The organism is Novosphingobium bradum, assembly GCF_042646485.1.
GTDB lineage: Bacteria > Pseudomonadota > Alphaproteobacteria > Sphingomonadales > Sphingomonadaceae > Novosphingobium > Novosphingobium bradum.
Window position 1 is genome coordinate 239,520 of record NZ_JBHRTQ010000003.1, and the last position, 24,010, is coordinate 263,529.

The 24,010-nt window shown below is 68.3% G+C and carries 22 protein-coding genes, 1 tRNA gene and 1 pseudogene; 10 read left to right on the top strand and 14 right to left on the bottom strand.

Annotated features, from left to right (window positions below; genetic code table 11):
* The first annotated feature begins 8 nt into the window (after positions 1–8).
* On the top strand, positions 9–911 hold the full coding sequence (gene rfbD, locus ACFOD9_RS03330) for a dTDP-4-dehydrorhamnose reductase (protein ID WP_379508661.1): 903 nt from the start codon (positions 9–11) through the stop codon (positions 909–911).
* A complete protein-coding gene (gene rfbA / locus ACFOD9_RS03335; RefSeq protein WP_379508662.1) occupies positions 908–1,771 on the top strand; it encodes a glucose-1-phosphate thymidylyltransferase RfbA in 864 nt (287 codons plus the stop codon). The genes rfbD and rfbA overlap by 4 nt, the downstream gene beginning before the upstream one ends.
* Positions 1,772–1,852: 81 nt before the next feature.
* On the opposite strand, the gene ACFOD9_RS03340 is transcribed toward rfbA, so the two are convergent.
* Entirely contained in the window at positions 1,853–6,619 is a 4,767-nt protein-coding gene (locus ACFOD9_RS03340; protein WP_379508663.1) for a beta strand repeat-containing protein, read from the bottom strand.
* A gap of 226 nt (positions 6,620–6,845) precedes the next feature.
* Here ACFOD9_RS03340 and ACFOD9_RS03345 point away from each other — a divergent pair, with 226 nt between their 5' ends.
* Complete coding sequence (locus tag ACFOD9_RS03345) at positions 6,846–7,823, top strand: complex I NDUFA9 subunit family protein (RefSeq protein ID WP_379508664.1); 978 nt, start codon at positions 6,846–6,848, stop codon at positions 7,821–7,823.
* 57 nt (positions 7,824–7,880) lie between these two features.
* Here the strand turns inward: ACFOD9_RS03345 and ACFOD9_RS03350 are convergent, their stop codons facing one another.
* Together ACFOD9_RS03350 and ACFOD9_RS03355 are read right to left on the bottom strand one after the other, a co-directional pair.
* Positions 7,881–8,552, bottom strand: a complete 672-nt coding sequence (locus tag ACFOD9_RS03350) for a glutathione S-transferase family protein (RefSeq protein ID WP_379508665.1) — start codon at positions 8,550–8,552, stop codon at positions 7,881–7,883.
* A 96-nt stretch (positions 8,553–8,648) separates the two neighbouring features.
* Positions 8,649–9,038, bottom strand: a complete 390-nt coding sequence (locus tag ACFOD9_RS03355) for a hypothetical protein (RefSeq protein WP_379508666.1) — start codon at positions 9,036–9,038, stop codon at positions 8,649–8,651.
* A gap of 131 nt (positions 9,039–9,169) precedes the next feature.
* Between ACFOD9_RS03355 and ACFOD9_RS03360 the strand changes: the two genes are divergently transcribed.
* Positions 9,170–9,547 carry a VOC family protein gene (locus ACFOD9_RS03360; RefSeq protein WP_379508667.1) on the top strand — a complete coding sequence of 126 codons (378 nt, stop codon included), beginning with the start codon at positions 9,170–9,172 and terminating at the stop codon, positions 9,545–9,547.
* Between the two features lie 131 nt (positions 9,548–9,678).
* Here the strand turns inward: ACFOD9_RS03360 and metW are convergent, their stop codons facing one another.
* Together metW and metX are read right to left on the bottom strand one after the other, a co-directional pair.
* Positions 9,679–10,269, bottom strand: coding sequence for a methionine biosynthesis protein MetW (gene metW, locus ACFOD9_RS03365; protein WP_379508668.1), 591 nt, complete (start codon positions 10,267–10,269; stop codon positions 9,679–9,681).
* Positions 10,266–11,399 (bottom strand): homoserine O-acetyltransferase MetX, encoded by a 1,134-nt coding sequence (gene metX / locus ACFOD9_RS03370; RefSeq protein WP_379508669.1) that lies wholly within the window; start codon positions 11,397–11,399, stop codon positions 10,266–10,268. Before metX ends, metW begins: the two co-directional genes overlap by 4 nt.
* Before the next feature lie 108 nt (positions 11,400–11,507).
* Between metX and hisC the strand changes: the two genes are divergently transcribed.
* Positions 11,508–12,608 carry a histidinol-phosphate transaminase gene (gene hisC / locus ACFOD9_RS03375; RefSeq protein ID WP_379508670.1) on the top strand — a complete coding sequence of 367 codons (1,101 nt, stop codon included), beginning with the start codon at positions 11,508–11,510 and terminating at the stop codon, positions 12,606–12,608.
* Entirely contained in the window at positions 12,605–13,516 is a 912-nt protein-coding gene (locus tag ACFOD9_RS03380) for a prephenate/arogenate dehydrogenase family protein (protein ID WP_379508671.1), read from the top strand. The genes hisC and ACFOD9_RS03380 overlap by 4 nt, the downstream gene beginning before the upstream one ends.
* 30 nt (positions 13,517–13,546) lie before the next feature.
* Here the strand turns inward: ACFOD9_RS03380 and ACFOD9_RS03385 are convergent, their stop codons facing one another.
* Genes ACFOD9_RS03385 through ftsE form a run of 5 tightly spaced genes read right to left on the bottom strand, consistent with a single transcriptional unit; the run spans position 13,547 to position 17,777 of the window.
* The gene (locus ACFOD9_RS03385) at positions 13,547–14,818 is read right to left on the bottom strand and encodes an NRAMP family divalent metal transporter (protein ID WP_379508672.1); all 1,272 of its coding nucleotides are present in this window, start codon (positions 14,816–14,818) and stop codon (positions 13,547–13,549) included.
* Positions 14,818–15,549 (bottom strand): lysophospholipid acyltransferase family protein, encoded by a 732-nt coding sequence (locus tag ACFOD9_RS03390; protein WP_379508673.1) that lies wholly within the window; start codon positions 15,547–15,549, stop codon positions 14,818–14,820. Before ACFOD9_RS03390 ends, ACFOD9_RS03385 begins: the two co-directional genes overlap by 1 nt.
* Positions 15,546–16,076 (bottom strand): YdcF family protein, encoded by a 531-nt coding sequence (locus ACFOD9_RS03395; RefSeq protein WP_379508674.1) that lies wholly within the window; start codon positions 16,074–16,076, stop codon positions 15,546–15,548. The genes ACFOD9_RS03390 and ACFOD9_RS03395 overlap by 4 nt, the downstream gene beginning before the upstream one ends.
* Position 16,077: 1 nt before the next feature.
* Positions 16,078–17,034 carry a cell division protein FtsX gene (locus tag ACFOD9_RS03400; protein ID WP_379508675.1) on the bottom strand — a complete coding sequence of 319 codons (957 nt, stop codon included), beginning with the start codon at positions 17,032–17,034 and terminating at the stop codon, positions 16,078–16,080.
* Positions 17,031–17,777: a cell division ATP-binding protein FtsE gene (gene ftsE / locus ACFOD9_RS03405; protein WP_379508676.1), complete on the bottom strand. Its 747-nt coding sequence runs from the start codon at positions 17,775–17,777 to the stop codon at positions 17,031–17,033. Before ftsE ends, ACFOD9_RS03400 begins: the two co-directional genes overlap by 4 nt.
* A gap of 193 nt (positions 17,778–17,970) precedes the next feature.
* Here ftsE and ACFOD9_RS03410 point away from each other — a divergent pair, with 193 nt between their 5' ends.
* The 4 genes from ACFOD9_RS03410 (at position 17,971) to ACFOD9_RS03425 (ending at position 20,751) form a co-directional block, all read left to right on the top strand.
* On the top strand, positions 17,971–18,807 hold the full coding sequence (locus tag ACFOD9_RS03410; RefSeq protein ID WP_379508677.1) for a zinc-ribbon domain-containing protein: 837 nt from the start codon (positions 17,971–17,973) through the stop codon (positions 18,805–18,807).
* Between the two features lie 161 nt (positions 18,808–18,968).
* A tRNA-Leu gene (locus tag ACFOD9_RS03415) sits at positions 18,969–19,055 on the top strand.
* 156 nt (positions 19,056–19,211) lie between these two features.
* The gene (locus ACFOD9_RS03420) at positions 19,212–19,592 is read left to right on the top strand and encodes a Zn-ribbon domain-containing OB-fold protein (RefSeq protein WP_379508678.1); all 381 of its coding nucleotides are present in this window, start codon (positions 19,212–19,214) and stop codon (positions 19,590–19,592) included.
* Between the two features lie 10 nt (positions 19,593–19,602).
* Positions 19,603–20,751, top strand: a complete 1,149-nt coding sequence (locus ACFOD9_RS03425) for a thiolase C-terminal domain-containing protein (RefSeq protein ID WP_379508679.1) — start codon at positions 19,603–19,605, stop codon at positions 20,749–20,751.
* Positions 20,752–20,778: 27 nt separating this feature from the next.
* On the opposite strand, the gene ACFOD9_RS03430 is transcribed toward ACFOD9_RS03425, so the two are convergent.
* The 4 genes and pseudogenes from ACFOD9_RS03430 to ACFOD9_RS03445 form a co-directional block, all read right to left on the bottom strand.
* Positions 20,779–20,916, bottom strand: coding sequence for a hypothetical protein (locus ACFOD9_RS03430; protein ID WP_379508680.1), 138 nt, complete (start codon positions 20,914–20,916; stop codon positions 20,779–20,781).
* A 41-nt stretch (positions 20,917–20,957) separates the two neighbouring features.
* Positions 20,958–21,959, bottom strand: a complete 1,002-nt coding sequence (locus ACFOD9_RS03435) for a bile acid:sodium symporter family protein (RefSeq protein WP_379508681.1) — start codon at positions 21,957–21,959, stop codon at positions 20,958–20,960.
* Positions 21,960–22,171: 212 nt separating this feature from the next.
* Positions 22,172–22,666 (bottom strand): hypothetical protein, encoded by a 495-nt coding sequence (locus ACFOD9_RS03440; RefSeq protein WP_379508682.1) that lies wholly within the window; start codon positions 22,664–22,666, stop codon positions 22,172–22,174.
* Positions 22,667–22,912: 246 nt separating this feature from the next.
* Positions 22,913–23,858: pseudogene (locus ACFOD9_RS03445) on the bottom strand (IS630 family transposase).
* Positions 23,859–24,010 lie beyond the last annotated feature (152 nt).

Genomic DNA, 24,010 nt, shown 5'->3' on the forward strand with positions numbered 1-24,010 from the left:
CTGACGCGATGCGGATCGTCGTTACCGGGGTGAACGGACAGGTCGTCCAGAGCCTGGTCGAGCGCGGCATGGCCGGGGGCCATGTGGTAATCCCGCTGGGCCGCCCGCATCTTGACCTGGCCGAAAGCGACGCCGGGGCGATCCGCGCCGCGCTGGAGCTGGCCGCGCCCGAGGCGATCGTTTCCGCCGCCGCCTATACCGCGGTGGACAAGGCCGAGAGCGAGCCAGACCTCGCCCGCGCGATCAACGCCACCGGCGCCGGTCATGTCGCCGAGGCCGCCGCGGCGCTGGGCGTGCCGCTGATCCACCTTTCGACCGACTATGTCTTTTCCGGCGAGGGGAGCCGCGCCTGGCGCGAGGACGATCCGACCGGCCCCAGATCCGTCTACGGCGCCACCAAGCTGGCCGGCGAGGCCGCCGTGCTTTCCGCCTGCCCCAACAGCGCGGTGCTCCGCACGGCCTGGGTCTACAGCCCGTTCGGCGCCAATTTCGTGAAGACCATGCTGCGCCTGGCGGAAAGCCGCGACGAGCTGGGCGTGGTCGCCGACCAGGTCGGCAATCCGACCAGCGCGCTCGATATCGCCAGTGGCGTGCTGGCGGTTGCGGCCAACCTGCTGGCCGACCCGGCACCCGCGCGGCGCGGCCTGTTCCACATGGCCGGCACCGGCGAGACGAGCTGGGCCGGTTTCGCCGAGGCGATCTTCACGGCCTCGGCGGCGCGCGGCGGGCCGCACGCGCGGGTCAATCCCATCACCACCGCGCAATTTCCCACAGCGGCGGTCCGTCCCGCCAATTCACGGCTGGACTGCACCAGGCTGGCCCAGGTTCACGGCATTCGCCTGCCCGCCTGGCAGGCGTCGCTCGAAACGGTGATCGACCGGCTGGTCGGCGCAGAAGGAACACAACGATGAAGGGCATCATCCTCGCCGGCGGCAGCGGCACCCGGCTCTATCCGATGACCATGGCGGCCTCCAAGCAACTGATGCCGGTCTATGACAAGCCGATGATCTACTATCCGCTGTCCACCCTGATGCTGGCCGGCATCCGCGAGGTGCTGGTCATCACCACCCCCCACGATGCCGCCCAGTTCCAGGGGCTGCTCGGCGATGGTTCGCAATGGGGCATGGCGATCAGCTATGCGGTGCAGCCCGAACCCAGGGGGCTAGCCCAGGCCTATACCATCGGCGCGGATTTCGTCGCCGGCGGGCCGAGCTGCCTGGTGCTGGGCGACAACATCTTCTTCGGCCACGGCCTGCCCGACCTGTTCAAGTCCGCCGCCGCACGCCCTTCGGGGGCCACGGTTTTCGCCTATCACGTGGCCGATCCGGAGCGCTATGGCGTGGTGGCGTTCGACAGCGCCATGCGCGCGCGCTCGATCGAGGAAAAGCCGGCCGCGCCCAAGTCCAACTGGGCGGTCACCGGGCTCTATTTCTATGACGAGCAGGTGGTGGACATCGCCGCGAACCTCCAGCCTTCGGCGCGCGGCGAACTGGAGATCACCGATCTCAACGCGGTCTATCTCCAGCGCGGGCAGCTCAATGTCGAGATCATGGGCCGAGGCTATGCCTGGCTCGACACCGGCACACCCGACAGCCTGCTGGAAGCGGCCGAATTCGTGGCCACGCTCGAACGCCGCCAGGGCATGAAGATCGCCTGCCCCGAGGAAATCGCCTTCCACTCAGGCTTCATCGACGCCGCCGGCCTTGAGCGCTGCATCGCCCGCCACGGCAAGAGCGCCTATGCCGGCTATCTCGCCGGGCTGCTGACCTGATGATCTTCGCCTGAGACGATAGCCGCGCGGCGGCTGAGCCTTGCGGACGCCCCTCCCACAGGGGGGCGCCCGTCCCGCGGATCAGATCAGGAAATCGCCCTGGTTGGTTCCCACCAGCACGCCTGCGATGCCGAAGCCGACCACGTCGCCAAGGCCATCGTGGTTCATGTCGGCCACCTCGCGGTGGTAGGTGTTGTCGCTGGTCCAGCCCTGGGTGGCCCCGAAGTTGGCCACGTCGAACCCGGCTTCGGTGAAGGTGCCGTCGCCATTGCCGAAGGCCACCAGCGTTCCGGCGATGCCGAAGCCGACGATGTCGGCAATGTGATCGCCGTTCACGTCGGTGACGAGGCGGCTGAAGCTGTCGTTGCTTGACCAGCCCTGGTTGGCGCCGAAATTGGCGAGGACCAGCTTGGCATCGGCAAAAGTGCCATCGCCATTGGAGAGCGCCACATAGGTGCCGGCGATGCCGAAGCCGACGATATCGGCCTTGCCGTCGCCGTTCACGTCGGCCAGCGCGCGGTGGAAGCTGGTGTCGCTGGTCCAGCCCTGGTTAACCCCGAAATTGGCGATGCCCGTGGCCACCGGCTTGAACGTGCCATCGCCATTGCCAAGCGAAACCAGCGCCCCGGCAAAGCCGAAGCCGACGATGTCGGCCTTGCCGTCGCCGTTCACGTCGCCCACCGTGCGGGCAAACCCGGTCTGGCTGGCCCAGCCCTGGTTCGAGCCGAAATTGGCGACCCCGGTGAAGGGATTGTCATAGGTGCCATCGGCCTTGGCGAGGCTCACCAGCGTTCCGGCGATGCCGAAGCCGATGATGTCGGCCCGCCCGTCGCCGTTCACGTCGGCGAGCTCCCGGTGGAAGCTGTTGTCGCTCGACCAGCCGGCGGTCTGGCCGAAGTTGGCGACGACCACGGCGGCGTTCGAGAAGGTGCCGCCCGCCGAACCGAATGAGACCAGCACGCCCGAAAAACCGAAACCGACAATGTCCATGAAGCCATCGCCGTTCACATCGGCGAGGTGACGCGGATACTGGTCCTGGCTGGACCAGCCGTTGGCCGGGTTGAAATTGGCCACCACGTTCGAAACCGCGCTGGCATATGTGAAGGAGAACAGGCCATCGGAAAAGCGGACCTGTTCGATATGATGGAGCGTGTCGGTGCCATCCAGGCCGGTGGTCACGGTGAGCGAATGATCGCCATTGCGGGTGACCGTGGCCGAACCGCGCGTGCCGTCGAACACCGCCACGTCCACGCCGCCGCGCCCATCGAGGGAATCCGTGCCGGCCCCGCCGTGCAGCGTGTCGTTGCCCGCGAGGCCGTCGAGCGTGTCGTTGGCCACGCCGCCGGTAAGATAGTCCGGCCCGGCGGTGGCATAGAATCTGGTGATGTTTCCGGCCGAATCGTAGGTCCGGGTATAGAGCCCATCGTCGACCACGAACGGCGTGCGGGTGGTCACGTCGGTGCTGAAGGTGCTGCCCTGCGCGAGGTTGGATGCGATCAGGACGATATTGGCATCGTGATAGTCCAGCAGGCTGAGCAGGCCGGTGGGCACGGCAATATTTCCGTTCGCATCAGGCGCAATGGATCCGCTGGTCAACACCCCGTTCGCCTGCATGGTGAAGGCGACGCCGCCGATGGTCATGCTCTGGCCGGCGAGCAGGCCAAGCTGCCACAGGACGGTCGAGCCGGTGACCTGCAGGCTATAGCCGATGGTGGCGCTGGGCGCCGCGGTGGCGGCGGTGACGTGGAAGGATTCCGCCCTGCCCGCGGCAAACGATGTGCCGAAATAGATCGTATTCGCGCCCACCACCACGCTGGAAACCGGGTTGTCGAGATGAACCGACGTCGTTGGCTGGTCAGCGAAGTACCGCTGGTCCTGCAACGAGGTTCCGTTCACCGAAACGGTCTGCCCGGCAGCCATTCCGGTAATCCGGAAGGTCACGCGTTCGTTCGAGGCAAAACCGGCGAGGTCCGCGGGGGAAATGGTGGCCGTGCCAGCGCCGCCCTGGCCGACCATGTTGAGGTTGACGACAACCTGCTGGCCTTGGGCATTCTGCCCGACCAGCTGGAACAGCAGCCCCGTCAGGTTGCCCGTACTGGACACGACCGAAACCGACTCGGCCTGGCCGACGATGGTCAGGTTATTGGAATAGCTGAATACTGCCGGGCCACTCGGATAGGTGCCATTGCCCAGGGTGCCATGGAATTCGACCACTGGCTTCTGCACGTCGAAGCTGGCGGTATAGCCCCCGTTGGTAAGGGCATCGACGCTGTAAAGCAGGCCTGCGTCCATATGCGAGCCGGCAAGATCCTTGAGCGGCAGGCCCGCCAGCTTGACCACGCCGCCCACGGCATTGCCGCTGGCATCAAAGCGCTGCACCCCGATCGCGTCGGGCAGGCCGTCGCCATCGGTATCGGCCAGCCATGAGGTGTAATAGCCGCCGCCGGCCAGCTCGCCCGTGGTGACGTTGGGGTTCACCGCGTTGCCGTCGGTATCGACCACCCATTCATGGGCGGCGGTCGTGTCGATCGTGTGATCGAACTGGAGGGCGCCGGCGGCATCATAGACCCGGGTGTGGATGCTTTCGGTAACTACGGTGGGCGCGCGCACCGTGACATCACCGGACCAGCTGGAACTCTGCGCCAGGTTCCCGATCGACAGCGCAATTCCGGCATCGCGATAGTTCAGGGTTGTCAGCAGCCAGGCCGGCACGGCAATGTTGCCGCCGCCATCGGGTGCGAAGGCACCGGTAACCTGGATCAGCCCGTTCGCCGTCAACGTGTAGGTGAAGCCATCATGGACGACCGCCTGGCTTGGCGCGAACAGCCCCATGTCGGAACGCACATGGCCATCGACCACGACAGACATACTGTAGGTCGGGGAACCCGAAGCGGCCGTGACCGATCCCACGTGGAACGATTCCGCGCGGCCCGCGGTGCTGCCAAGCGAAACGAACCCGGTCGCCGCGACCGTGCCGGTCAGATGGACCGGGCTGGTGGGCTCGGTCCCGCCGTAGCGCCAGTTCGGCTCCAGTTCGGCATGGGCGGTGGCCGACACATTGGCCGGCAGGCCGGTAATGGCGAGCGAGACCCGCTCGGGATTGGCCAGCTGCGCCAGGTTGGCCGCGGTGACGGTGATCGTCGCCACGGTGCCGTTCACCGTCGCGGTCATCGGCACGTCAATCGTCTGCCCGCTCCCGTTCAGGCCGCGCAGGGCGAAGGTCGCCGAACCCAGGGAACCGCTGGCGATGCTGATGGTGAAGCTGTGCGGCTTGCCGATGAAGAAGAGATTGGCCGCGCCCGTGCCCGAAGCGTTGAACACGGGATAGTCCGCCCCGTCGGACGGGGCCGGCACCTCGTAGCTCATCGCAAAGCCGCCGCTGCCGAGAACTTCGAGATCGTAATAGTGCGCCGCATCGTCCGGGGCGCCGGCCAGTTGCAGCAACGGCAACTGGCCAAGCTGGACCACCCCGCCGCTGGCCGTGCCGTTGGCGGCATACTTCTGGACCGCCACCGCATCGGGCGTGCCATCGTGATTGGTGTCGGCCATCCAGCTGACAAAAAAGCCGCCACTGGCCAGGTTGCCGGCGATCACGTGGGGATTGGCCGCCAGGCCATCGCGGTCGAGGATCCATTCCGGCGCGGTGGACGTGTCGATCACATGGTCGAAGGTGAGGCCGCCCGCGGCGTCATAGACCCGGGCATGGAGCGCTTCCGTGACCACGGTGGGCGCGATGACCGTGGCCGAGCCGCTGAAGGTGCTGCCGCTGGCGATGTTGACGGCGGCCAGGCTGATCTGCGCGTCGTGATAGCTCAGCGCGTTGAGCAGGGCGGTAGGCACGGCGATGTTGCCGCTGCCATCCGGCACCAGCGTCGCGCCGGAAACCAGGATCACGCCATTTGGCTGGAGCGTGTAGCTCAGGCCGCTGATCGTCACGCTGGTCTGCCCGCCCGCGAACAGGCCGAGCGAGGCCATGACTTCCGAACTGGTGGTGACCACGAGGGTATAGGCCACCGTGGCGGACGGCGCGGCGGTGACGGACGTGACGTGGAACGACTGGACCCGCCCCGTGAGATCGGAAAGCAAGGCCGCATAGGGCGCGCTGGGCGCCGGCGCCACCTGAAAGGCCAGGGCACTGAGGCTGTGGGAAGCCGTCGCATTGTCGGCGAAGAACCGCCAGTTCTCCTCGCCCGCCCCGGTGATCGACATCGAAGTGAAGCTGAGGTTGCTTCCCGTCACCACCAGCGCAAGTCGTTCCGGATTGCCGAAGCTGGCCAGGTTGGCCGAGCTCACGGTAATCGTGGCCGTGCCGTCGCCATTGTCGACCTTGGTCAGGGCCACGTCGCCAACCGCGCCGCTGACATCGCGCAAGGCAAAGTTCAGGCCCGAGAAACTGCCCGAGACAATGAACTGGGCCGGCTTGCCGACGAACGTCTGCACCGCCGAAATCGATGACAGGCTCGGGAATTGCGCGGCGTTGATGGTCCAGTTGAACTGGGTGTTCGGCGTGGGCACCCGATAGGCCACGGCATAGCCGCCGCCATTCAGGGCATCGAGCGAGAACAGGTCACGCAGATCCTGGTCGGAGCCGATCAGCTGCTTGACCGGCAGCTGGCCCAGCTGGACAATCGATCCGGTCGGGATGCCGGTGGCGCTGTAGCGCTGGACCGCCAGCGAATCCGGCAGACCATCGAGGTTCGTGTCGGTTGCCCAGGCCGTGTAGTAGCCGCCGCCGGCAAGCTGGCCGGTCATCACGTCGGGGCTGATCGGGGAACCGCCGGGGTCCAAGGTCCACGGGTTTGCCCCGGTCGTATCGATGGCCACGTCAAGGCTGGTGTCGAATGCCATGGATCATCCCCTTTTCCCGAACCGCCATGCCCCGAGGGCAAGGCTTACTTTGTGCAGATATTATTATGAACGGCCATAAAGTATTATCACGTATGTTTTCTCCGCGAGGCAAGCCAATTCGGGGCAGGTGACTGAGGGTTCGCCGGGCGAGCGATACCGGTGCGGCCTGGCGCAGGCGCGGGCGCTTGCCGCGCGCCCGCGCCTGTGCCAAGGCGAGGGCCGCTTCATGCCCCGTTTTGCCAAGGAAACCCCGCTCCCCATGTCGCGCCAGGCCGATCCGCTCGCCAACAAGCTCGTGCTGCTCTTTGGGGGCGATGGCTTCGTCGGCACCCATGTCGCGCAGGAACTGCTGGCCCGCGGCGCGCGGCTGCGGATCGCCAGCCGCCATGTCGAGCGCGCGTTCAGGCTCAAGCCGCTGGCGGCGCTGGGCCAGGTCCAGTTCGTCCGCGCCGACATCACCCTCACCCAGCACCATGCCGCGCTGGTCGCGGGGGTGGATGGGGTGGTCAACCTCGTCGGCGCCTTCGCCGGCGATCTGGACCGGCTGCACGTCAAGGCTCCCGCCGCGCTGGCCGCGGCCGCCCAGGCAGCCGGGGTGGGCGCCTTCGTCCAGGTTTCGGCCAATGGCGCCGATCCCGAAAGCCGGGTCGACTATGCCCGCACCAAGGCCGAGGGCGAGACCGCCGTGCTGGCCGCCTTCCCGCGCGCCACGATCCTGCGCCCCTCGGTGATCTTCGGCCCGGACGACCGGTTCGTGAACCTGTTCGCCGGCCTCATCGCCCATGTCCCGGTCCTGCCGGTCTTCGCGCCCGAAGCCAGGCTCCAGCCGGTCTTCGTCGACGATGTCGCCGCGGCCGTGGGAAATGCCCTGGCCGATCCGGCCCGGCTCGGCGGCAAGACCTACGAGGTGGTCGGCCCCGAGGTCCTGACCATGCTTGGTCTGAACGAGAAGATCGCCGCGGCGCAAGGCCGCAAGCGCCTGTTCGCCCCCCTGCCCGATGCCATCGCCGGCCTGATCGCCGCGCTTCCCGGCACGCCGATCTCGCGCGACCAGCTGGCCCTGCTGCGCGCCGGCAATGTCAGCCAGGGCCTGCCCGGCCTCAAGGCGCTGGGCCTTGCCGCGCGGCCCCTCTCGCTGTTCCTCGATCGCTGGCTGGTGCGCTATCGCGAGCACGGCCGTTTCGGCGAAAAGGCAGCCGGGTAAGCTGCCGCCCCGGACCGGGTCCGGGACGAGCCCCGCCTCACCAGTTCAGGTCGCTCCTCACCAGTTCACGTCGCCATAGTGGCTCGGCGGCTGGATCACTTCCATGCGCTCGGCCAGCAGGGGGCGGAAGCTCGGGCGGCTCTTGAACACCGAATACCACGACTTGGCCTGTTCGTGCCCGGTCCAGTCGAGCCCGCCCAGATAGTCCGCCACCGAAATCTGCGCGGCGGCGGCAAGGTCGGCCAGGCTCATCGTGGCGCCGGCCAGCCAGGGCCGGGTGTCGACCAGGTAGTCGATATAGTAGAGATGCTCGTGCGCCAGCTTCATCGCCTCGCGCAGCACCCGGCTGTCGGGCGACTGGCGATAGACCAGCCGCTTCTTCATCCGCTCGTGCAGGAGCGGCCCGGTCACGTCGCCGAAGAAGTTCTCGTCGAACAGGGCCACCAGCCGGCGGATCTCGGCGCGCATCGGGGCGGTGCCGTTGATCAGCGGGTTCTTGTCGACCGTTTCCTCGAAATATTCGCAGATCGCCCGGCTATCGACCAGGGTGATCCCGCGCTCGGCATTGCCGATCACCGGGGTGCGCGCCGCCGGGTTCTTGTCGACAAATTCGTCGCGCTGTTCCCACGGGTTCTCGCGCCACAGCTCGAAGGCCACGCCCTTTTCGGCAAGGTGCAGGCGCACCTTGCGGCTGAACGGACAGAGCGGGAACTGGTAGAGCTGCCACATCAGTCTGCCATGCCGCAGGCACGCCACGCAGATCAACCTGCCCGCCCGGTTTTTTGCAGTGCATAACCCTTGGGCATAACCCTCAGGCCGCAACCCTCAGCGGGCGGGCGGCGGCAATTCCCGGTCGAGCGCAGCAAGGCAGGAGGGCATCACCCCGGCCACCCCGGCGCGGCGCAGCGGCGCGGCCTCGCTCTCGGCGGCGGCGCGGATGCCGGCCTGGTCCAGTCCGGCATCGTCCATCAGCTGAGCCGCGAGGCGCACGAAGTATTCGCGCCCGCGCGCGGCCAGCGGCGGATAGGCGGCCATCCCCGGCTCTCCCCGCGCCTGTCCGGCCGCGACCAGCGCGAAGGCGCTGGCGCAGGTCAGCCCCAAGCGCTCGTCGGCGGAGAGCGGCCGGGCCGCCAGGGCGGGCGAAGCGGCGCCCAGCAGGACTGGGAGCAGCAGGGCGGGAACCAGGGCGATGGGGGGCAGTCGGTGCAGGGTCATGCCCCGGTCCTAGCCGCCCGAACCTGAACCGCAAGCATCGGCCCGATATTGGCGCAAGGCCATGGACGGGAGGCCATTGACGCAACCGGCACAGGCGATACCCATGACGCACAACCACCACGGGAGAGACCATGTTCTCGCATATCGTCGTCGGCTGCAACGATGCCGACAAGTCCTTCGCGTTCTACGATGCCCTGTTCACCGCCGTGGGCGGCAAGCCGGGCAGCCGCATCACCCCTGAAAAGGCGGCCTATATGCACAACGGCGGCCTGTTGATGGTCACCCGGCCGCTCAACGGCGAGCCGGCCACCCATGCCAATGGCGGCACCATCGGCCTTGCCATGGCCAGCCCGGAGCAGGTCGATGCCTGGCACGCGGCCGGCGTGGCGGCGGGGGGAACCACCTGCGAAGACCCGCCGGGCAAGCGCGATCACCTCAAGATGTACCTTGCCTACCTGCGCGATCCGGCCGGCAACAAGCTCTGCGCGATGTATCGCTATCCGGCCTGAGCCGGCGCGGGGCTGACATCGAAGATTGAAGCCCCGTCCCGAAACGCGCGCCCTGTGCGTGCGGGAGGCCGTCCAGCCCAAAGGGCTGCGCGGCCTCCTCGGAAAACCCCGGCCCCCGGTCAAGGGGCCGATCAGCGCGCCAGCAGGAACACCGCGTGTTCGGCGCGCAGGTTGGCCGCCGCCGCGCCGATCCGCCGGTCCCCCTTGAGGAACCAGGCCTGCTCCACCCGGATGCCGCGCTCGGCCAGGTGGGCGCGAAAATCGGCCACGGTCAGGTGGTGGATATTGGGCGTCTCGTACCAGGCCACCGGCAGCAGCCGGGTCACCGGCATCCGTCCGCCCCACAACAGCGACAGCCGCACCCGCCAGTGGGCGAAGTTGGGAAAGCTGACGATCGCCTTGCGCCCCACGCGCAGCAGTTCATCGAGCACCAGGTCGGGCCGCTTGGTGGTCTGCAGGGTCTGCGAGAGCACCGCATAGTCGAGCGACTTGTCGGGATAGAAGGCGAGGTCGGTATCGGCATCGCCCTGGATCACCGAAAGGCCGCGCCCCACGCATCCGGCCACATTGTGCGGATCAAGTTCCATGCCGCGCGCATCGCAGCCCTTGTCGATCAGGGCGGCGAGCAGCTCGCCATCGCCGCAGCCGACATCGAGCACGCTGGCGCCGGCCGGAATATGATCGGCGATGATCGCCAGATCAGGGCGCAAGGGGCCGCTCATCCGAGGAACCCGGCCACAACGCGATCGAGCGCCGGCACGTCGAGCAGGAAACTGTCGTGCCCGAAGGGCGCGGAAAGCTCCATGAAGCTGACCGGGCAGCCCGCCGCGTTGAGCGCATGGGCGATGATGCGCGATTCAACCGTGGGATAGAGCCAGTCGGTATCGAACGAGACGAGGCAGAACCGCGCTGTGCTGCCAGCGAAGGCATCGGCCAGCCGCCCGCCGTGTTCTTCCGCGAGGTCGAAATAGTCCATCGCGCGGGTGATGTAGAGATAGGAGTTGGCGTCAAACCGGTCGGTGAACGACAGCCCCTGATAGCGCAGGTAGCTTTCCACCTGGAAATCGGCATCGAAGCCGAAAGTCTTGGCGCCGGGCGTGCCATCAGGCCGGGCCTGGAGGTTGCGACCGAACTTCTCGGTCAGGCCGGCCTCGGAGATATAGGTGATGTGCGCGGCCATGCGGGCCACGGCCAGGCCTTTTTCCGGCCCCTTGCCCCCCTTGCCCTCGACCCCGTAGTAGTCCCCCCCGCGCCACTCCGGATCGGCCATGATCGCCTGGCGGCCAACCTCGTGGAAAGCGATGTTCTGGGCCGAATGGCGGGCCGTGGCGGCGATCACCAGGGCGGCGGCGCAGCGCTCGGGAAAGTTGGCGGCAAAGCTCAGCGCCTGCATCCCGCCCATCGATCCGCCAACCACGGCATGGACCCGCGCGATCCCCAGCGCATCGAGCAGGGCCACCTGCCCGCGCACCATGTCGCGGATGGTGATGACGGGAAAGCGCATGGCCCAGGGCTGGCCATCGGGGGCCGGACTGGCCGGGCCGGTGGAGCCAAGGCACGAGCCCAGCACATTGGCGCAGATCACGAAATAGCGATCGGTATCGATCGGCTTGCCCGGGCCGACCATCCGCACCCACCAGCCGGGTTTGCCGGTGATCGGATGGGGGCTGGCCACGTGCTGGTCGCCGGTGAGCGCGTGGCAGATCAGGATCGCGTTCGACCGCTCGGCATTGAGCGCGCCATAGGTTTCATAGGCCAGGCGCACGCCATCAAGCTGCTGCCCGCCATCCAGGGCAAGCGGCTGGTCGAGAGTGAGCACGCGGCTCTCGGCAAGGAGCGGGGCAGAGGCCATCAGGCGGCCGGATAGGCGGTAAACCGGGGCGAAAGTCAATGCCGAGATGGCCGGGAGCCGCAAAGGGCAAGGTTGCCCCGGCCCGCATTGCCCCTTATGGCCCCGCGCATGACCGGCGCTCCTGTCCCCAAGAGCTGGATCAGCGCGATCCATGCCTATGTTCCCGGCAAGTCCGCCGGCGCCGACGGGCGTCCGCTGATCAAGCTCTCCGCCAACGAGAACCCGCTGGGCACCAGCCCGCTGGCCCTGGCCGCGCGCGCCGATGCCGCCGCCGCCGCGCTCTATCCCGATCCCGACAGCAAGGCCTTGCGCGCCGCGCTGGGAACCTTGCACGGGATCGATCCGGCGCGGATCGTGATGGGCACCGGTTCCGACGAGATCCTCCACATCGCGGCGCAAGGCTATGCCGGCCCGGGCGACGAGGTGATCTACGTGCGCTATGGCTTCTCGGTCTACGATATCGCCGCGCGGCGTTGCGGAGCCACGCCGATCGTGGCGCCCGATGCCGATTATGGCACCGATGTCGATGCGCTGCTGGCCCTCGTCACCGAGCGTACGCGGGTGGTCTTCGTCGCCAATCCCAACAATCCCACCGGCTCGTTCCTGCCGAAGGGCGAGATCGCCCGGCTCCACGCCGCCCTGCCCGCCGACGTGGTGCTGGTGATCGACCAGGCCTATGCCGAATATGTCGCGCCCGAGGACGAGGATGGCGCCCTGGCGCTGGCCGAGGCGCACCAGAACGTGCTGGTCACCCGCACCTTCTCCAAGATCTATGGCCTGGCCGGCGAACGGATCGGCTGGGGCACCGGCGCGCCCGGCCTGGTGGATACGCTCAACCGCATCCGCGGCCCCTTCAACGTCTCGGCCACCGGCCAGGCCATGGCGCTCGCCGCCGTGCGCGACCAGGCCTTCGTGGAGGCCGCCAGCGCCCACAACGCGCAGGAGCGTTCGCGCTTCGTCGCCGCGCTGGAGGCCTTGGGCAACCGCGGCCTGCGCCCCCTGCCCAGCCAGGCCAATTTCGTGCTGATCCTGTTCGAGGGCGCGCTCACCGCCGAGGCTGCCTACAATGGCCTGGCTGAGGCCGGCTACATCGTGCGCTGGCTGCCCAACCAGGGTCTGCCCCAGGCCCTGCGGATCACCATCGGCACTGCCGCCCAGATGGACGATATCGCGCAGACCCTCGCCCGCCTCGCGGAAGTGGCGGGATGACCCTGCGCTCGGTCGCCATCATCGGCCTGGGCCTGCTCGGCGGCTCGATCGGCCTTGCCGTGCGCGAATTCCTGCCCGGCGTCGCCACCACCGGCTATGACCGTGACGGCGCCACCCGCGCCCGCGCGGCCGAGCGCGGCCTGGTCGGCCAGGTCTGCGCCAGCGCCGCCGAAGCCGTGCGCGAGGCCGACCTGGTGATCTTCTGCGTGCCCGTCGGCGCGATGGGCGAAGCCGCGCGCGAAGTGGTCGGCAGCCTCAAGCCCGGGGTCATCGTCAGCGATGTCGGCTCCTCCAAGCAGACCGTGGCGCGCGAACTGGCAGAAGCCTTGCCCGGCGCGGCGATCATCCCAGCCCACCCGGTGGCCGGCACCGAGAATTCCGGGCCCGACGCAGGCTTTGCCGCCCTGTTCCGCAACCGCTGGTGCATCATCACCCCGCCCGACGATTGCAGCCCGCTCCAGCTCACCGCGCTGGTCCAGTTCTGGGAAGCGCTGGGCGCCAATGTCGAACTGATGAGCGCGCAGCACCACGATCTGGTGCTCGCCGTGACCAGCCACCTGCCCCACCTCATCGCCTATACCATCGTCGGCACCGCCTCTGATCTGGAGGAAGTGACCCAGGGCGAGGTCATCAAGTACTCGGCCGGGGGCTTCCGCGATTTCACCCGCATCGCCGCCTCCGACCCCACCATGTGGCGCGACGTGTTCCTCTCGAACAAGGAGGCCGTACTGGAGATGCTCCAGCGTTTCACCGAGGATCTGACCGCCTTGCAGCGCGCGATCCGGGTCGGCGACGGCCAGCAGTTGTTCGACCACTTCACCCGCACCCGCGCCATCCGCCGGGGCATCATCGAGCAGGGCCAGGACGACGCCCGGCCCGATTTCGGCCGCTCCGATCATATTTCGTGATCCTCCCCGCGCAGGGGAGATGGGCTGCTTTCAACTCAGCAGGAACAGTGCCGCCACTACGGTCATCACCGCCGTGGACACCCAGCCCCAGAAGGCCAGGCCGGGCGCGATCACCAGCTTGCCCATCACCTTGGGGTTGCGGGCGATCAGCATGGTCACGATCATCAGCGGCGGCGCCAGCAGGCCGTTGACCACCGCCGACCAGTAGAGCGCCCGCATCGGGTTGATCGAAAGGAAGTTCATCCCGACGCCCGCCAGGGTCGCCACCGCGATCACCGCGTAGAACGCCTTGGCCTCGCGCGGGCGCTGGCCCAGCCCTTCGCGCCAGCCGAACATCTCGGCCACCGCATAGGCGGCCGAACCCGCCAGCACTGGCACGGCCAGCAGCCCGGTGCTCACGATCCCCAGCGCGAACAGGGCGAAGGCGAGTTCGCCGGCCAGCGGCCGCAACGCCGAGGCCGCCTCCACGGCGCTGTCGATCTGGGTCACGCCGGCCTGGTGCAGGGTTGCCGCCGTGGCGATGACGATGACGATCGCGGTCAGGTTGGAAAAGCCCATGCCCACCAGCGTGTCGACGCGGATGCGGCGCAGTTCCGCGCCCGCCGTGCGCGGGCTGACCATCAGTGGCTTGACGTGGCGGCGGTGCTGCTCCTCCACTTCCTGGGCCGATTGCCAGAAGAACAGGTAGGGGCTGATCGTCGTGCCCAGCACGGCCACAAGCGCCATGATGTGATCCGCGTCGAAATGGAAGTCGGGCACCAGCGTGCCCTTCAGCGCCGCCCACCAGTCAACCTGGGCCAGCATGACCACGGCGAAATAGGAAAACAGCGAAAGGGTCGCCCATTTGAGCACGGCGGCATAGCGCTGGTAGGAGACGAACACTTCCAGCAGGATGCTGGCCACGCCGAAGACGATGGTCATCGGCAGGACCGGCCCCGGCACGATCAGGGCCAGCGCCGCGCCCATGGCGCCCAGATCAGCGCCCAGGTTGATGACATTGGCCACCAGCAGCAGCAGGACGACCATCCGCAGCAGGGGCCGGGGATAGTGTTCCTTGAGGTTCTGGGCGATCCCCCGCCCGGTCCCGGCGCCAATCCGCGCGCAGATCTCCTGGATGGCGGCCATCAGCGGCAAGCTGAACAGCAGGGGCCAGGGCAGGGCATAGCCGAACTGGGCGCCGACCTGGCTGTAGGTGCCGATCCCGCTCGGATCATCATCGGCGGCGCCCGTCACCAGGCCGGGGCCGAGAACCGAATACCAGCGCCGCCGGGGCCGCCCGGCCTTGTCCGATGGGATGGTCATCATTCGCATTCGTTGAGCGCGTTGATCGCGGCGCGAACCCGCGCCTCGATCTCGGCGCGCGCCAGGCCGGGCGCGATCGGTTCGCCAAAGCGCACGGTGATCGTTCCCGCGCGCTTGATCGTGGAATGATAGAGCGGCCCCGAATTCACCGCCGCCGGCACCACCGGCAGCCCGAGCAGCTTGTAAAGCCCGGCGAAACCCGATTGCAGCGGCGGCGCGGTGCCGTGGGGCACGCGGGTGCCTTCCGGGAAGATCGCCAGCGGCCGTCCTTCGGCCAGGCGCTCGCGGGCCGAGGCGATCATCGCGCGCAGCGCCCGCGCGCCCTGGTCACGCTCGACCCCGATCAGCCCGTAGTGCGCCCCGGCCTTGCCCCAGACCGGGATCCGCATCAGCTCGATCTTGGCGAAGACGGCGGGCATCGGCAGCAGCATCGGCAGGTCGATCGCCTCGAAGAAGCTCTCGTGCTTCATGGCGACCAGCACCTGCCCCGAAGGTACCGCGCCCTCGATCCGCACCTGGATGCCAAGCAGGCGGGTGACGCACCAGCGATGATAGCGCGCCCACCACAGGATCGACCGCATGAGCCCGCTCCGCGGCAGGAGCAGCTGGATCGCGATCAGGCTCAGCAGGAGCACCGTGCCCGGATAGAACACGAGGTAGAAGGCCAGGCTGCGGAGCAGGTCAGCCGGAGTCGGGGCCGCGAAAGGCTGGCGGACGGGGGGATGGCTCACAGGCCCAGCACCCGCTGCACCAGCCGCGCCAGCAGCTTGTGGTATTCGAGGAACAGCACGTAGAACGATGGCCGCGTCGGCACCGCATCCTCGACCACGGTCAGCCCCGCAGGAGCGACCTGGGCCAGGTCCAGCGCCGCGCGGCGCATATGCCAGTCGCTGGTGACGAGGCGAACCGAGCCGATGTGGTGCGCGACAATCCAGTCGGTGGCTTCGCGCGCGTTGCTGCGGGTGTCGACCGATTCGTAGCCGAGCGTGATGCAGCAGCGCAGCTTGCCGGGCGAAAGGTCGTACTGGGCGGCGAATTCGGCCGGGCGAACCTCACTGTCGACCCCGGAGACCAGCATCCGCGGCGCCAGGCCCGCACGCAGCACTTCCAGCCCGCGATCGATCCGCCCGCCCGATCCGGTCAGCACCACCACGGCATCGGTCTTCACCGGCCCGGCCGGGTTCGGCAGGAACACGCCGAACCAGCCGAACCCGAACAGGTAGAGCAGCAGGAACGAGGAGGCGATGCGGCGGATCATCTCACAACATCCCCTTGAGCGCGCCGATCACGGTCCAGCGCGCGGTCAGCGTGGCCAGCACGACCGCCGCCGCGGGGACCGACAGCAGCAAGGCCCAGTCGCCCCAGCCCAGCGCGCCGCCGGTGACGATCCCGGCCTGCAAGGCGGCGAAGCTGCGCCCCAGGAGGACGATGACCACCAGGGCCGCGCCGCTGCCGGCCAGCGCACCACCAATCGCATCGCGCGCGATCGAACGTTGGAAGATCCGGGCGATCTGGGCATCGGTGCCGCCCAGCAGGTGAACGATCTCGATGGTCGCGCGGTTGTTGCCCAGCGCCGTGCGCGCCGCCAGCAGGACCGCCGCGCCGGTGGCCAGCCCCAGCACCACGATCAGCGCCAGCGACAGCCATTGCAGCGAAGCGATGGCGCCGAACACCGGGGTCAGCCAGGTGGACTGGGCATCGACCCGCGCGCCCGGTGCGCTGGCCCTGAGCGCGGCCTGGATACGCCCGAGCCGGTCGGGTGAAAGCTGTCCGGCAAGACGCGCATCGATCAGCGCGGGCACAGGCACAGCGCCGCCTTCCTCGAGCGCGCCCGCGCCCGGCCCGCCGGCGCCCCCGCCCAGCCATGGCTCGACCAGGGCGTCGAGATCCGACTGGGGCACCATTTGCGCGCCGGCAACGCCCGGCATCGCAGCCAGGGCGGACAGGGCGGCGCGCGCCTGCCGGTCACGCTCCTCGGGCCGGGCCTCGACGATCTGCACGGTGATTCCACCCGAAAGCTCGGCCGCCGCCGCCCGCCCGGTATTCCGCAGCGCGAGGCCCCCCGCCGCCGCGATCACCATCAAGGCGACCATGATCGCGATCACCCACGGGATCGGGCCGGACAGGCGTGACTGGGGCACGATGTCGGACTGGCCGCCCCCGCCGAGGTGGCGGCCGAACAGGTCGGGCAGGCGCAAGGCGCGCGGCTCGCTCATGCGCCGCCTCCGCGCCGAGGCGGATAGCGCAGGGCTCCGGTCGGATCGGCCAGCCGGCCCTTGTCGAGCCGCATGATCAGGCTGTCGGGCACCTTGCGGAGGAGGTGAACGTCGTGGGTGGCGACGACCACCGTGGTGCCCAGCGCGTTCAGCGCCTCAAACAGGCGCAGCAGCTTGAGTGCCATGTCGGGATCGACGTTGCCGGTCGGCTCGTCGGCCACCAGCAGGTCGGGCCGGCCGATCACCGCGCGGGCGATTGCCACGCGCTGCTGTTCGCCGCCCGAAAGCGTGGCCGGGCGCGCCGCCATGCGATCGGCCAGACCCACCCATTCGAGCATATCGGTGACCGGGCCAGCCAGTTCGCGCTCGCTCACCCCGGCCACCCGCAGCGGCAAGGCCACGTTGTCATAGGCCGAAAGGTGCGGGACCAGGCGGAAATCCTGGAACACCACCCCGAGGCGGCGGCGCAGCAGCGGCAGTTTCTCGCGCGGGGTGGTGATGGCATCGGTGCCGAACATCCTGATCGCCCCGCGCGAAGGGCGCTGGGCAAGGTAGAGCAGGCGCAGCAGGCTGGTCTTGCCGGCGCCGCTTGCCCCGGTGAGGAAATAGAAGCGCCCCGGATAGAGCGTGAAGGAAACGTCGCTCAGCACCTCGCGGTCGGTGCCGTAGCGCAGGCCGACATTGTCGAACTGGACGATCTCCGCTTCGGGCGCGCCGGGCGCGCCGGCTTCAGCCTCGGCCATCGGCCAGCCCCGCGCCCGCGCGCGCCACGCAGCCGCCCCCGCCTTGCCCCGGATGGCCGGGACGTCCGCCGCAATTGACCCGAATTCGATCCACTCGCCGGCTATAGACAGCAATCGGTGTGGAAAAAAGGGGCGGCGCGGCCTTCGCGGCGTTGCGGCGGCCTTGCGGGGGGGGCGAGGCAGGGGCATTACCATGCACGTGATCATCGCCTGCCCTTCCTGCGCGACCCGTTATGTCGTGCCCGACAGCGCCATCGGCGTGGAAGGCCGCACCGTCCGCTGCGCCAAGTGCCGGCAGAGCTGGTTCCAGGCCGGGCCGGAACAGCCGGCTGCCCCACCGCCGCCCTCCCCGCCGCCGCCCCGGCCTGCGCCGCCAGCATCGGCCCCGGCGGCCAGCGCGGCCGCCGCGAGCATCCAGGCCGGCCAGGCCGAAACGCCGCGTCCGTCCGCCGCCGGCGAAGTCGCGGTCGAACCAGAAGCCGCGCCGCCGCCCCGCCCCCCCGTCCCGCAGGCTCCGCCCCGGGTCTATTCGGACGAGACGACAGCCCGCGCCTTCGCCCAGGCGCCCTCCAGCTTCGCGCACGAGCCGCCATTCCGCCGCCGCCGCAATCCGCTGCGCCTCTATACCTATGCCGCCGCGGTCTTCGCCGTGGTGACCATGGGGGCGACGGCCGCCGTCGCGGTCTATGGCCTGCCGGACTGGGTGCCGCTCCACGGGCGCACCTTCGCCGCGGCCCAGCCCGACCTGGTGCTGGAATTCCCGCCCAACCGCCAGGACCGGCGGACCCTGCCCAACGGGACCGAATTCTTCGGCGCCAGCGGCAAGATCACCAATGTCGGACGCGAACGGCGCTCGGTGCCCTCGATCCTGATCGTCCTGCGCGATGAACAGAACCGCATCGTCTATTCGCTGGAAATCGCCCCGCCCAAGCGCCAGCTGGCCCCCGGCGAAAGCCTGACGATCAATGAAGGCGTCATCGGCGTGCCCCGCTCGGCCCGCGTCGCCGAGATCGGCTGGAAACCGAGCTGAAACCCGCCGCGCGGGTGCCGGCCACCGCATTGGCCCGGCATTGATGCGGCATTGCACCCAGGGCCGCACATCGGCGCTTGCACCCCCCCGGACCATTTGCTAGGGGCGCGCTCCTACCCCCCGCGGGGCTGCTTCCCGGTGAAGCGCGGCCCCGTCGATTTGCGGTCGTGGCGGAATTGGTAGACGCGCAACGTTGAGGTCGTTGTGGGCGAAAGCCCGTGGAAGTTCGAGTCTTCTCGACCGCACCATTCAATCAGCAGGACAAGGTAACACCCCCTCGGGGGCACCCGCCGCGCGCCGGCGGCAGGCGCGCCGCCTGCTGAAAAGCCCCTCTGGCCGCGCGGCGCCTCGCCGGGCTATGATGGCCCGACCGGCGCAGAACGGCGAACCTCGGGAGAGATCACGTGGCGGCAAGGCGGGAACAGGATTTCCATTGGGCGGCGGTCGATCGCGGCGAGCTGGTGGTGCAGCAATGCCGCCAATGCGCCAAGCTGCGCCATCCCCCCCTGCCGCGCTGCGCGGCCTGCGGCTCTCTCGACTGGCACGAGCATCCACTTTCCGGTCTCGGGCGGATCATCAGCTGGGTAATTCTCACCCACCCCGGCGGCAAGGATGCGGTCCGCCGGACCGGCATCCTCGTCGAACTCGACGAAGGCATCCGCGTCGTCTCCAATCTCGTCGACCAGGAGAATGCCGCCATCGGCGCCCGGGTCAGGGTCGAATTCGGCGAGCCCGGTCCCCAGCGCCTGGCCCTGTTCCGCACCCTTGCCGAAACCCCGGCCTGAAGGACCAGCCATGACCAAGCCCGGCACTTCGGCCATCACCGGCATCGGCCAAACCGCCTATTCCAAGCAGTCCGGCAAGACCGTCCTGGCGCTTTGCGTCGAGGCGGGCATGGCCGCGATCGGCGATGCCGGGCTGGAGCCGGCCGACATAGACGGCCTGATCAGCTTCACCTTCGACACCAATGACGAACTTGAACTGCAACAGGCGCTCGGCATCCCCGATCTCAACTGGGTGGGCCGCCTGCCCTTCGGCGGCGCCGGGGCATTCGCGACCTTCCAGATGGCGGCGGCCGCCGTGGAAAGCGGGGCGGCCAACCACGTCCTCATCTACCGCTCGTTCAATGAGCGCTCGGAAAGCCGCTTCGGCCAGCCCAACGCCTTTGCCTGGATGTATGGCGAGGGCCGCGATCTCAACCGCTCCTACGGCCTGTCCACCCCGGCCCAGGCCTATGCCCTGCAATGCCGCCCCTACCTGGACCGCTTCGGCGTCACCAGCGCGGACCTTGGCCGCTATGTCGTCCAGGCCCGCGCCTATGCGGCGACCAACCCCCAGGCCTGGTTCTACCAGCGCCCGCTGAGCCTTGACGAGCACCAGGCCTCGCGCTGGATCGTCGAGCCGGTGCTGCGCCTGCTCGACTGCTGCCAGGAAAGCGATGGCGGCGCGGCCTTCGTGGTTTCGCGCCTCAATCATGCGCGCACCTCGGGCCGGCCGGTGATCCGTATTCTCGCCGCCGAGCAAAGCTGGCTGCGCGGCGCAGGCATCCTCTACGATCACCAGCGCGAGGATCTGACCCGGCTAGACAGCACCGAGCGCTTGGCGGCCAAGGTGTGGGCGCGCACCGGCCTCTCCCCGCGCGAGGTCGACGTGATGATGATCTACGATGCCTTCTCGCCCAATGTCCTGATGAAGCTGGAGGCCTTCGGATTCTGCGGGCATGGCGAAGCGAAGGAACTGATCGCCAGTGGCGGCATCGGCCCGGGCGGCACGATCCCGGTCAACACCAATGGCGGGCTGCTGGGCGAAGGCTATATCCACGGCATGAACAATGCGATCGAAGCCGTGCGCCAGTTGCGCGGCACTGCGCCGAACCAGATCGCCGGGGCCGGGATCGCGCTGGTCGCCAATACCAATTGCGCGGTCCTGCTGGCCCGCGAATAGCGGTCCGTCCGCCCGCGCCTGCCCGGTTCAGCGCCGACCGCGCCGCAACCACCACCAGCCCGCCCCCGTCAGCACGCAGGCCGCCATGGCCACGCCGGCCACGGTGCCCCCGGCCAGGGCCAGTCCGCTCACCAGGAACAGCATCAGATCAAGCGCGGCCTTCATCTGGCAGGTGGGCAAAGGCGCGGCGAGAGCATGGCCCTGCCCTAACGCGCCCCATCGCCGCTGGTGCCCGCCCCTACTCGCGCGCCGGCAGACCGGGACAGCGCCCGTGCGATGAAGGCGCAGGCGATCAGCTGGATCTGGTGAAACAGCATCACCGGCAGGATCAGCGCCCCCACCTGCGCCGCCGGAAACAGCACGCGCGCGATCGGCACCCCGCTCGCCAGGCTCTTCTTCGAGCCGCAGAACAGGAGGACGATGGCATCCTCCCGCTTGAAAGCCCGGCCCAGCGCCCAGGTCAGCCCCAGCACCAGTGCAAGCAGGGCGCAGCACAGCCCGAGGATCAGCACCAGGCTGGACGGCGGCAGGCGATGCCACAGCCCGCCAACCACCGCCGCGCCGAAGGCCGAATAGACCACCAGCAGGATCGAACCCCGGTCGACCAGCGTGATCGCCTGGCGATGCCGCGACACGAAGGCTCCGATCAGCGGCCGGGCAAGGTGCCCGATCACGAATGGCGCCAGCAATTGCGCCATGATCTTCTCGACCGCGCCCAGCGAAATGCCGCCCGCCATGCCCGATCCCTGCCCCATCAGCGCGCTCGCCAGGAGCGGCGTGACCACGATCCCGATCAGGTTGGAAAACGACGCGCTGCACACTGCCGCCGCGACATTGCCGCCGGCGATCGAGGTGAAGGCGATCGACGATTGCACGGTCGATGGCAGCAGGGTGAGAAACAGCAGGCCTATGCCCACCAGCGGGGGAATCCCGGGGATCGCCGCCATGGCCAGACCCAGCAGCGGAAAAGCCAGGAAGGTCGTGCCCAGCACCGCCAGGTGCAGCCGCCAATTGCCGGCCCCCGCCAGGATCGCCTCGCGCGACAATTTCGCGCCATGGAGGAAGAACAGGAGGACGATCCCGGCATTCGCCGCCAGGTCGACCACCCCTGCCATCGCCCCCCGCGCGGGCAGCACCGAGGCCAGCGCCACCACGCCCAGCAAGGCAACGATGAAGGGATCGAGCGCACCGCGCAGCCGCGCGATCATCGGACAACCCGCCGGTTCAGGAACATGGCCATGCCCGCTCGCTAGCGCGAAAAACTCCGCTTGTCCCGCCGGCAAAACAGCCGCTCCGCCCGGGCGGAGCCGCACCTCTGGGCATTCAGGCATCGGATCCGTCCGGGGAAGGGCTCGCCAAGGCCTAGCGCCGGACCGCCGCTCAGTTGCCCCGGCCCTATCCGACAGCCAGCCCCCCGCACCTATTGCCCCTGGATAAGCGACCCGAGCCGCTCCAGCGCCCGCTTGAACATGGCCCAGCTGCTCTTGAGGTAAATGTACAGCAAGACGACAATGATGAGCGCCAGCGCGAATTCAGACGCCGCGACCGCTATCACCGCCGCCACCGCAGCACCTGCGGCCAGGCCGACAAGCGCCATCGCGCCAATAAGGGGCATCCCGACGGCCACGTCCGGACTGGACTGGGTCTCATCGCTGCTGCTGAACGAGAAGAACCCCGGCGCTGACGCCTTCACCACATGATCGCCCGAGCCGGTGCCAATGCGATTGGCCATCGCCTTGAGACTGCCGGTCTGCGTGGCATCGTCCCAGAACGTCTCGAGCTTGCCGGACGCCTTGTTCGCCACATCCCGCGCGATGGCGACGATGTTCGAAAGTTCGGCATCACCATCCGGCAGCAGGTCCGCCAGATTGAGCCGCGAGAGATGCTGACGCGCTGCGCCGATATCGATGGCCATTGGTTTCCTCATCCACGACGCGGCGATCGGTCCGCCGCACCCAAGGAAATCATATCTGGCCGCGTTCGTCACCCTGGAACGCGGGGGCCGCCCAGATGTGGCCGGGTTGGCCTGCACAGGGATCGGCAACGGATAAGTGGATCATCTGCCGGTTGCTGTTTCGAACTGCCGATAGGGGGCGTCATGCAGGGAAGGCGTAGCCCGCCCGGAGTGACGCCCCCTATCGGTGGCCAGAGCGGTTTCCGCTCATTCTGGATCGTATCCGCATGAGCTGAAGTAGTTGGCGCATTCGTCGGGATTGAAGATGTCAACGAGCCTGCCGATCAGGTCCCACGGGCCGCCGACGGTTCGCTCGCCTGCTTTGCACAGCATGGCCTTGAGGCGGGAGAACGCCTTCTCGATAGGACTGAAGTCGGGACTGTAGGGCGGAAGGAAGCGCAAGGTTGCGCCTGCGGCCTCGATAAGAGCCTGGACCGACGCGCGCTTGTGGCTCGACAGGTTGTCCATGATGACGATGTCGCCGGGCTGCAGTTCGGGCACGAGGACCTGGGACACGTGCGCCTCGAACCAGTCGCCGCTGCTTGGGCCGTCCAGCACCATTGACGCGACCATTCCGGTCATGCCCAGGCCCGCGACCAGCGTGGTGGTTTCGCGATGGCCGTGCGGGAAGCCCATCCTCAGGCGCTCGCCCTTGGCGCAGCGACCGTGGCGCGGGTCATGTTGGTGGCGGTCCAGGTTTCGTCGATGAATACCAGGCGTTCCGGTTCCAGATCGAGTCGGCAATCGAACCAGCGCCGGCGCTGCCTCAAGACGTCGGGACGGTCCTGCTCGATCGCGTGGCCGGTCGTTTTTTGCGCGTGATCCCGTGACGCACGAAGAACCGATGCACCGTGCCGATCCCGACGGGGGCGCCGCGCTCGATCAGCCTCGCCTGAATCTCGACCAGGGTCATGTCTCCCTGCTCGGCGACCAGCTCCCGGATGAAGCCGCCATGTGCCTCGATCTTGCCCGAATGCCGATCCCCACCGCGCGGCTAGGCAGCAGCCTGCCCATGCTCAAGCGCGAGTTGCCGCCAGTGGATCGCACTCGATACGCTGACGCCGAAACGACCAGTTGCAGCTCGGCAGCTCAAGCCGCAGTCAATCACGGCAGCAACCCTATCCCGCAGGTCCTGTGAAAGAGATCGTGCCATCCTTGCCGGCCTCCTGCACCAGCACGGATTCTGAATTACATCAGACTCGTAAAAGGGAATCCCCATCGATTCAGTTCGTGAGGAAACCGCTCTAGGGTCCGTACTCAATAAGGTTGCGCGGGAGGCTGTTGGCTGATTCAAGGTGTCCGAGG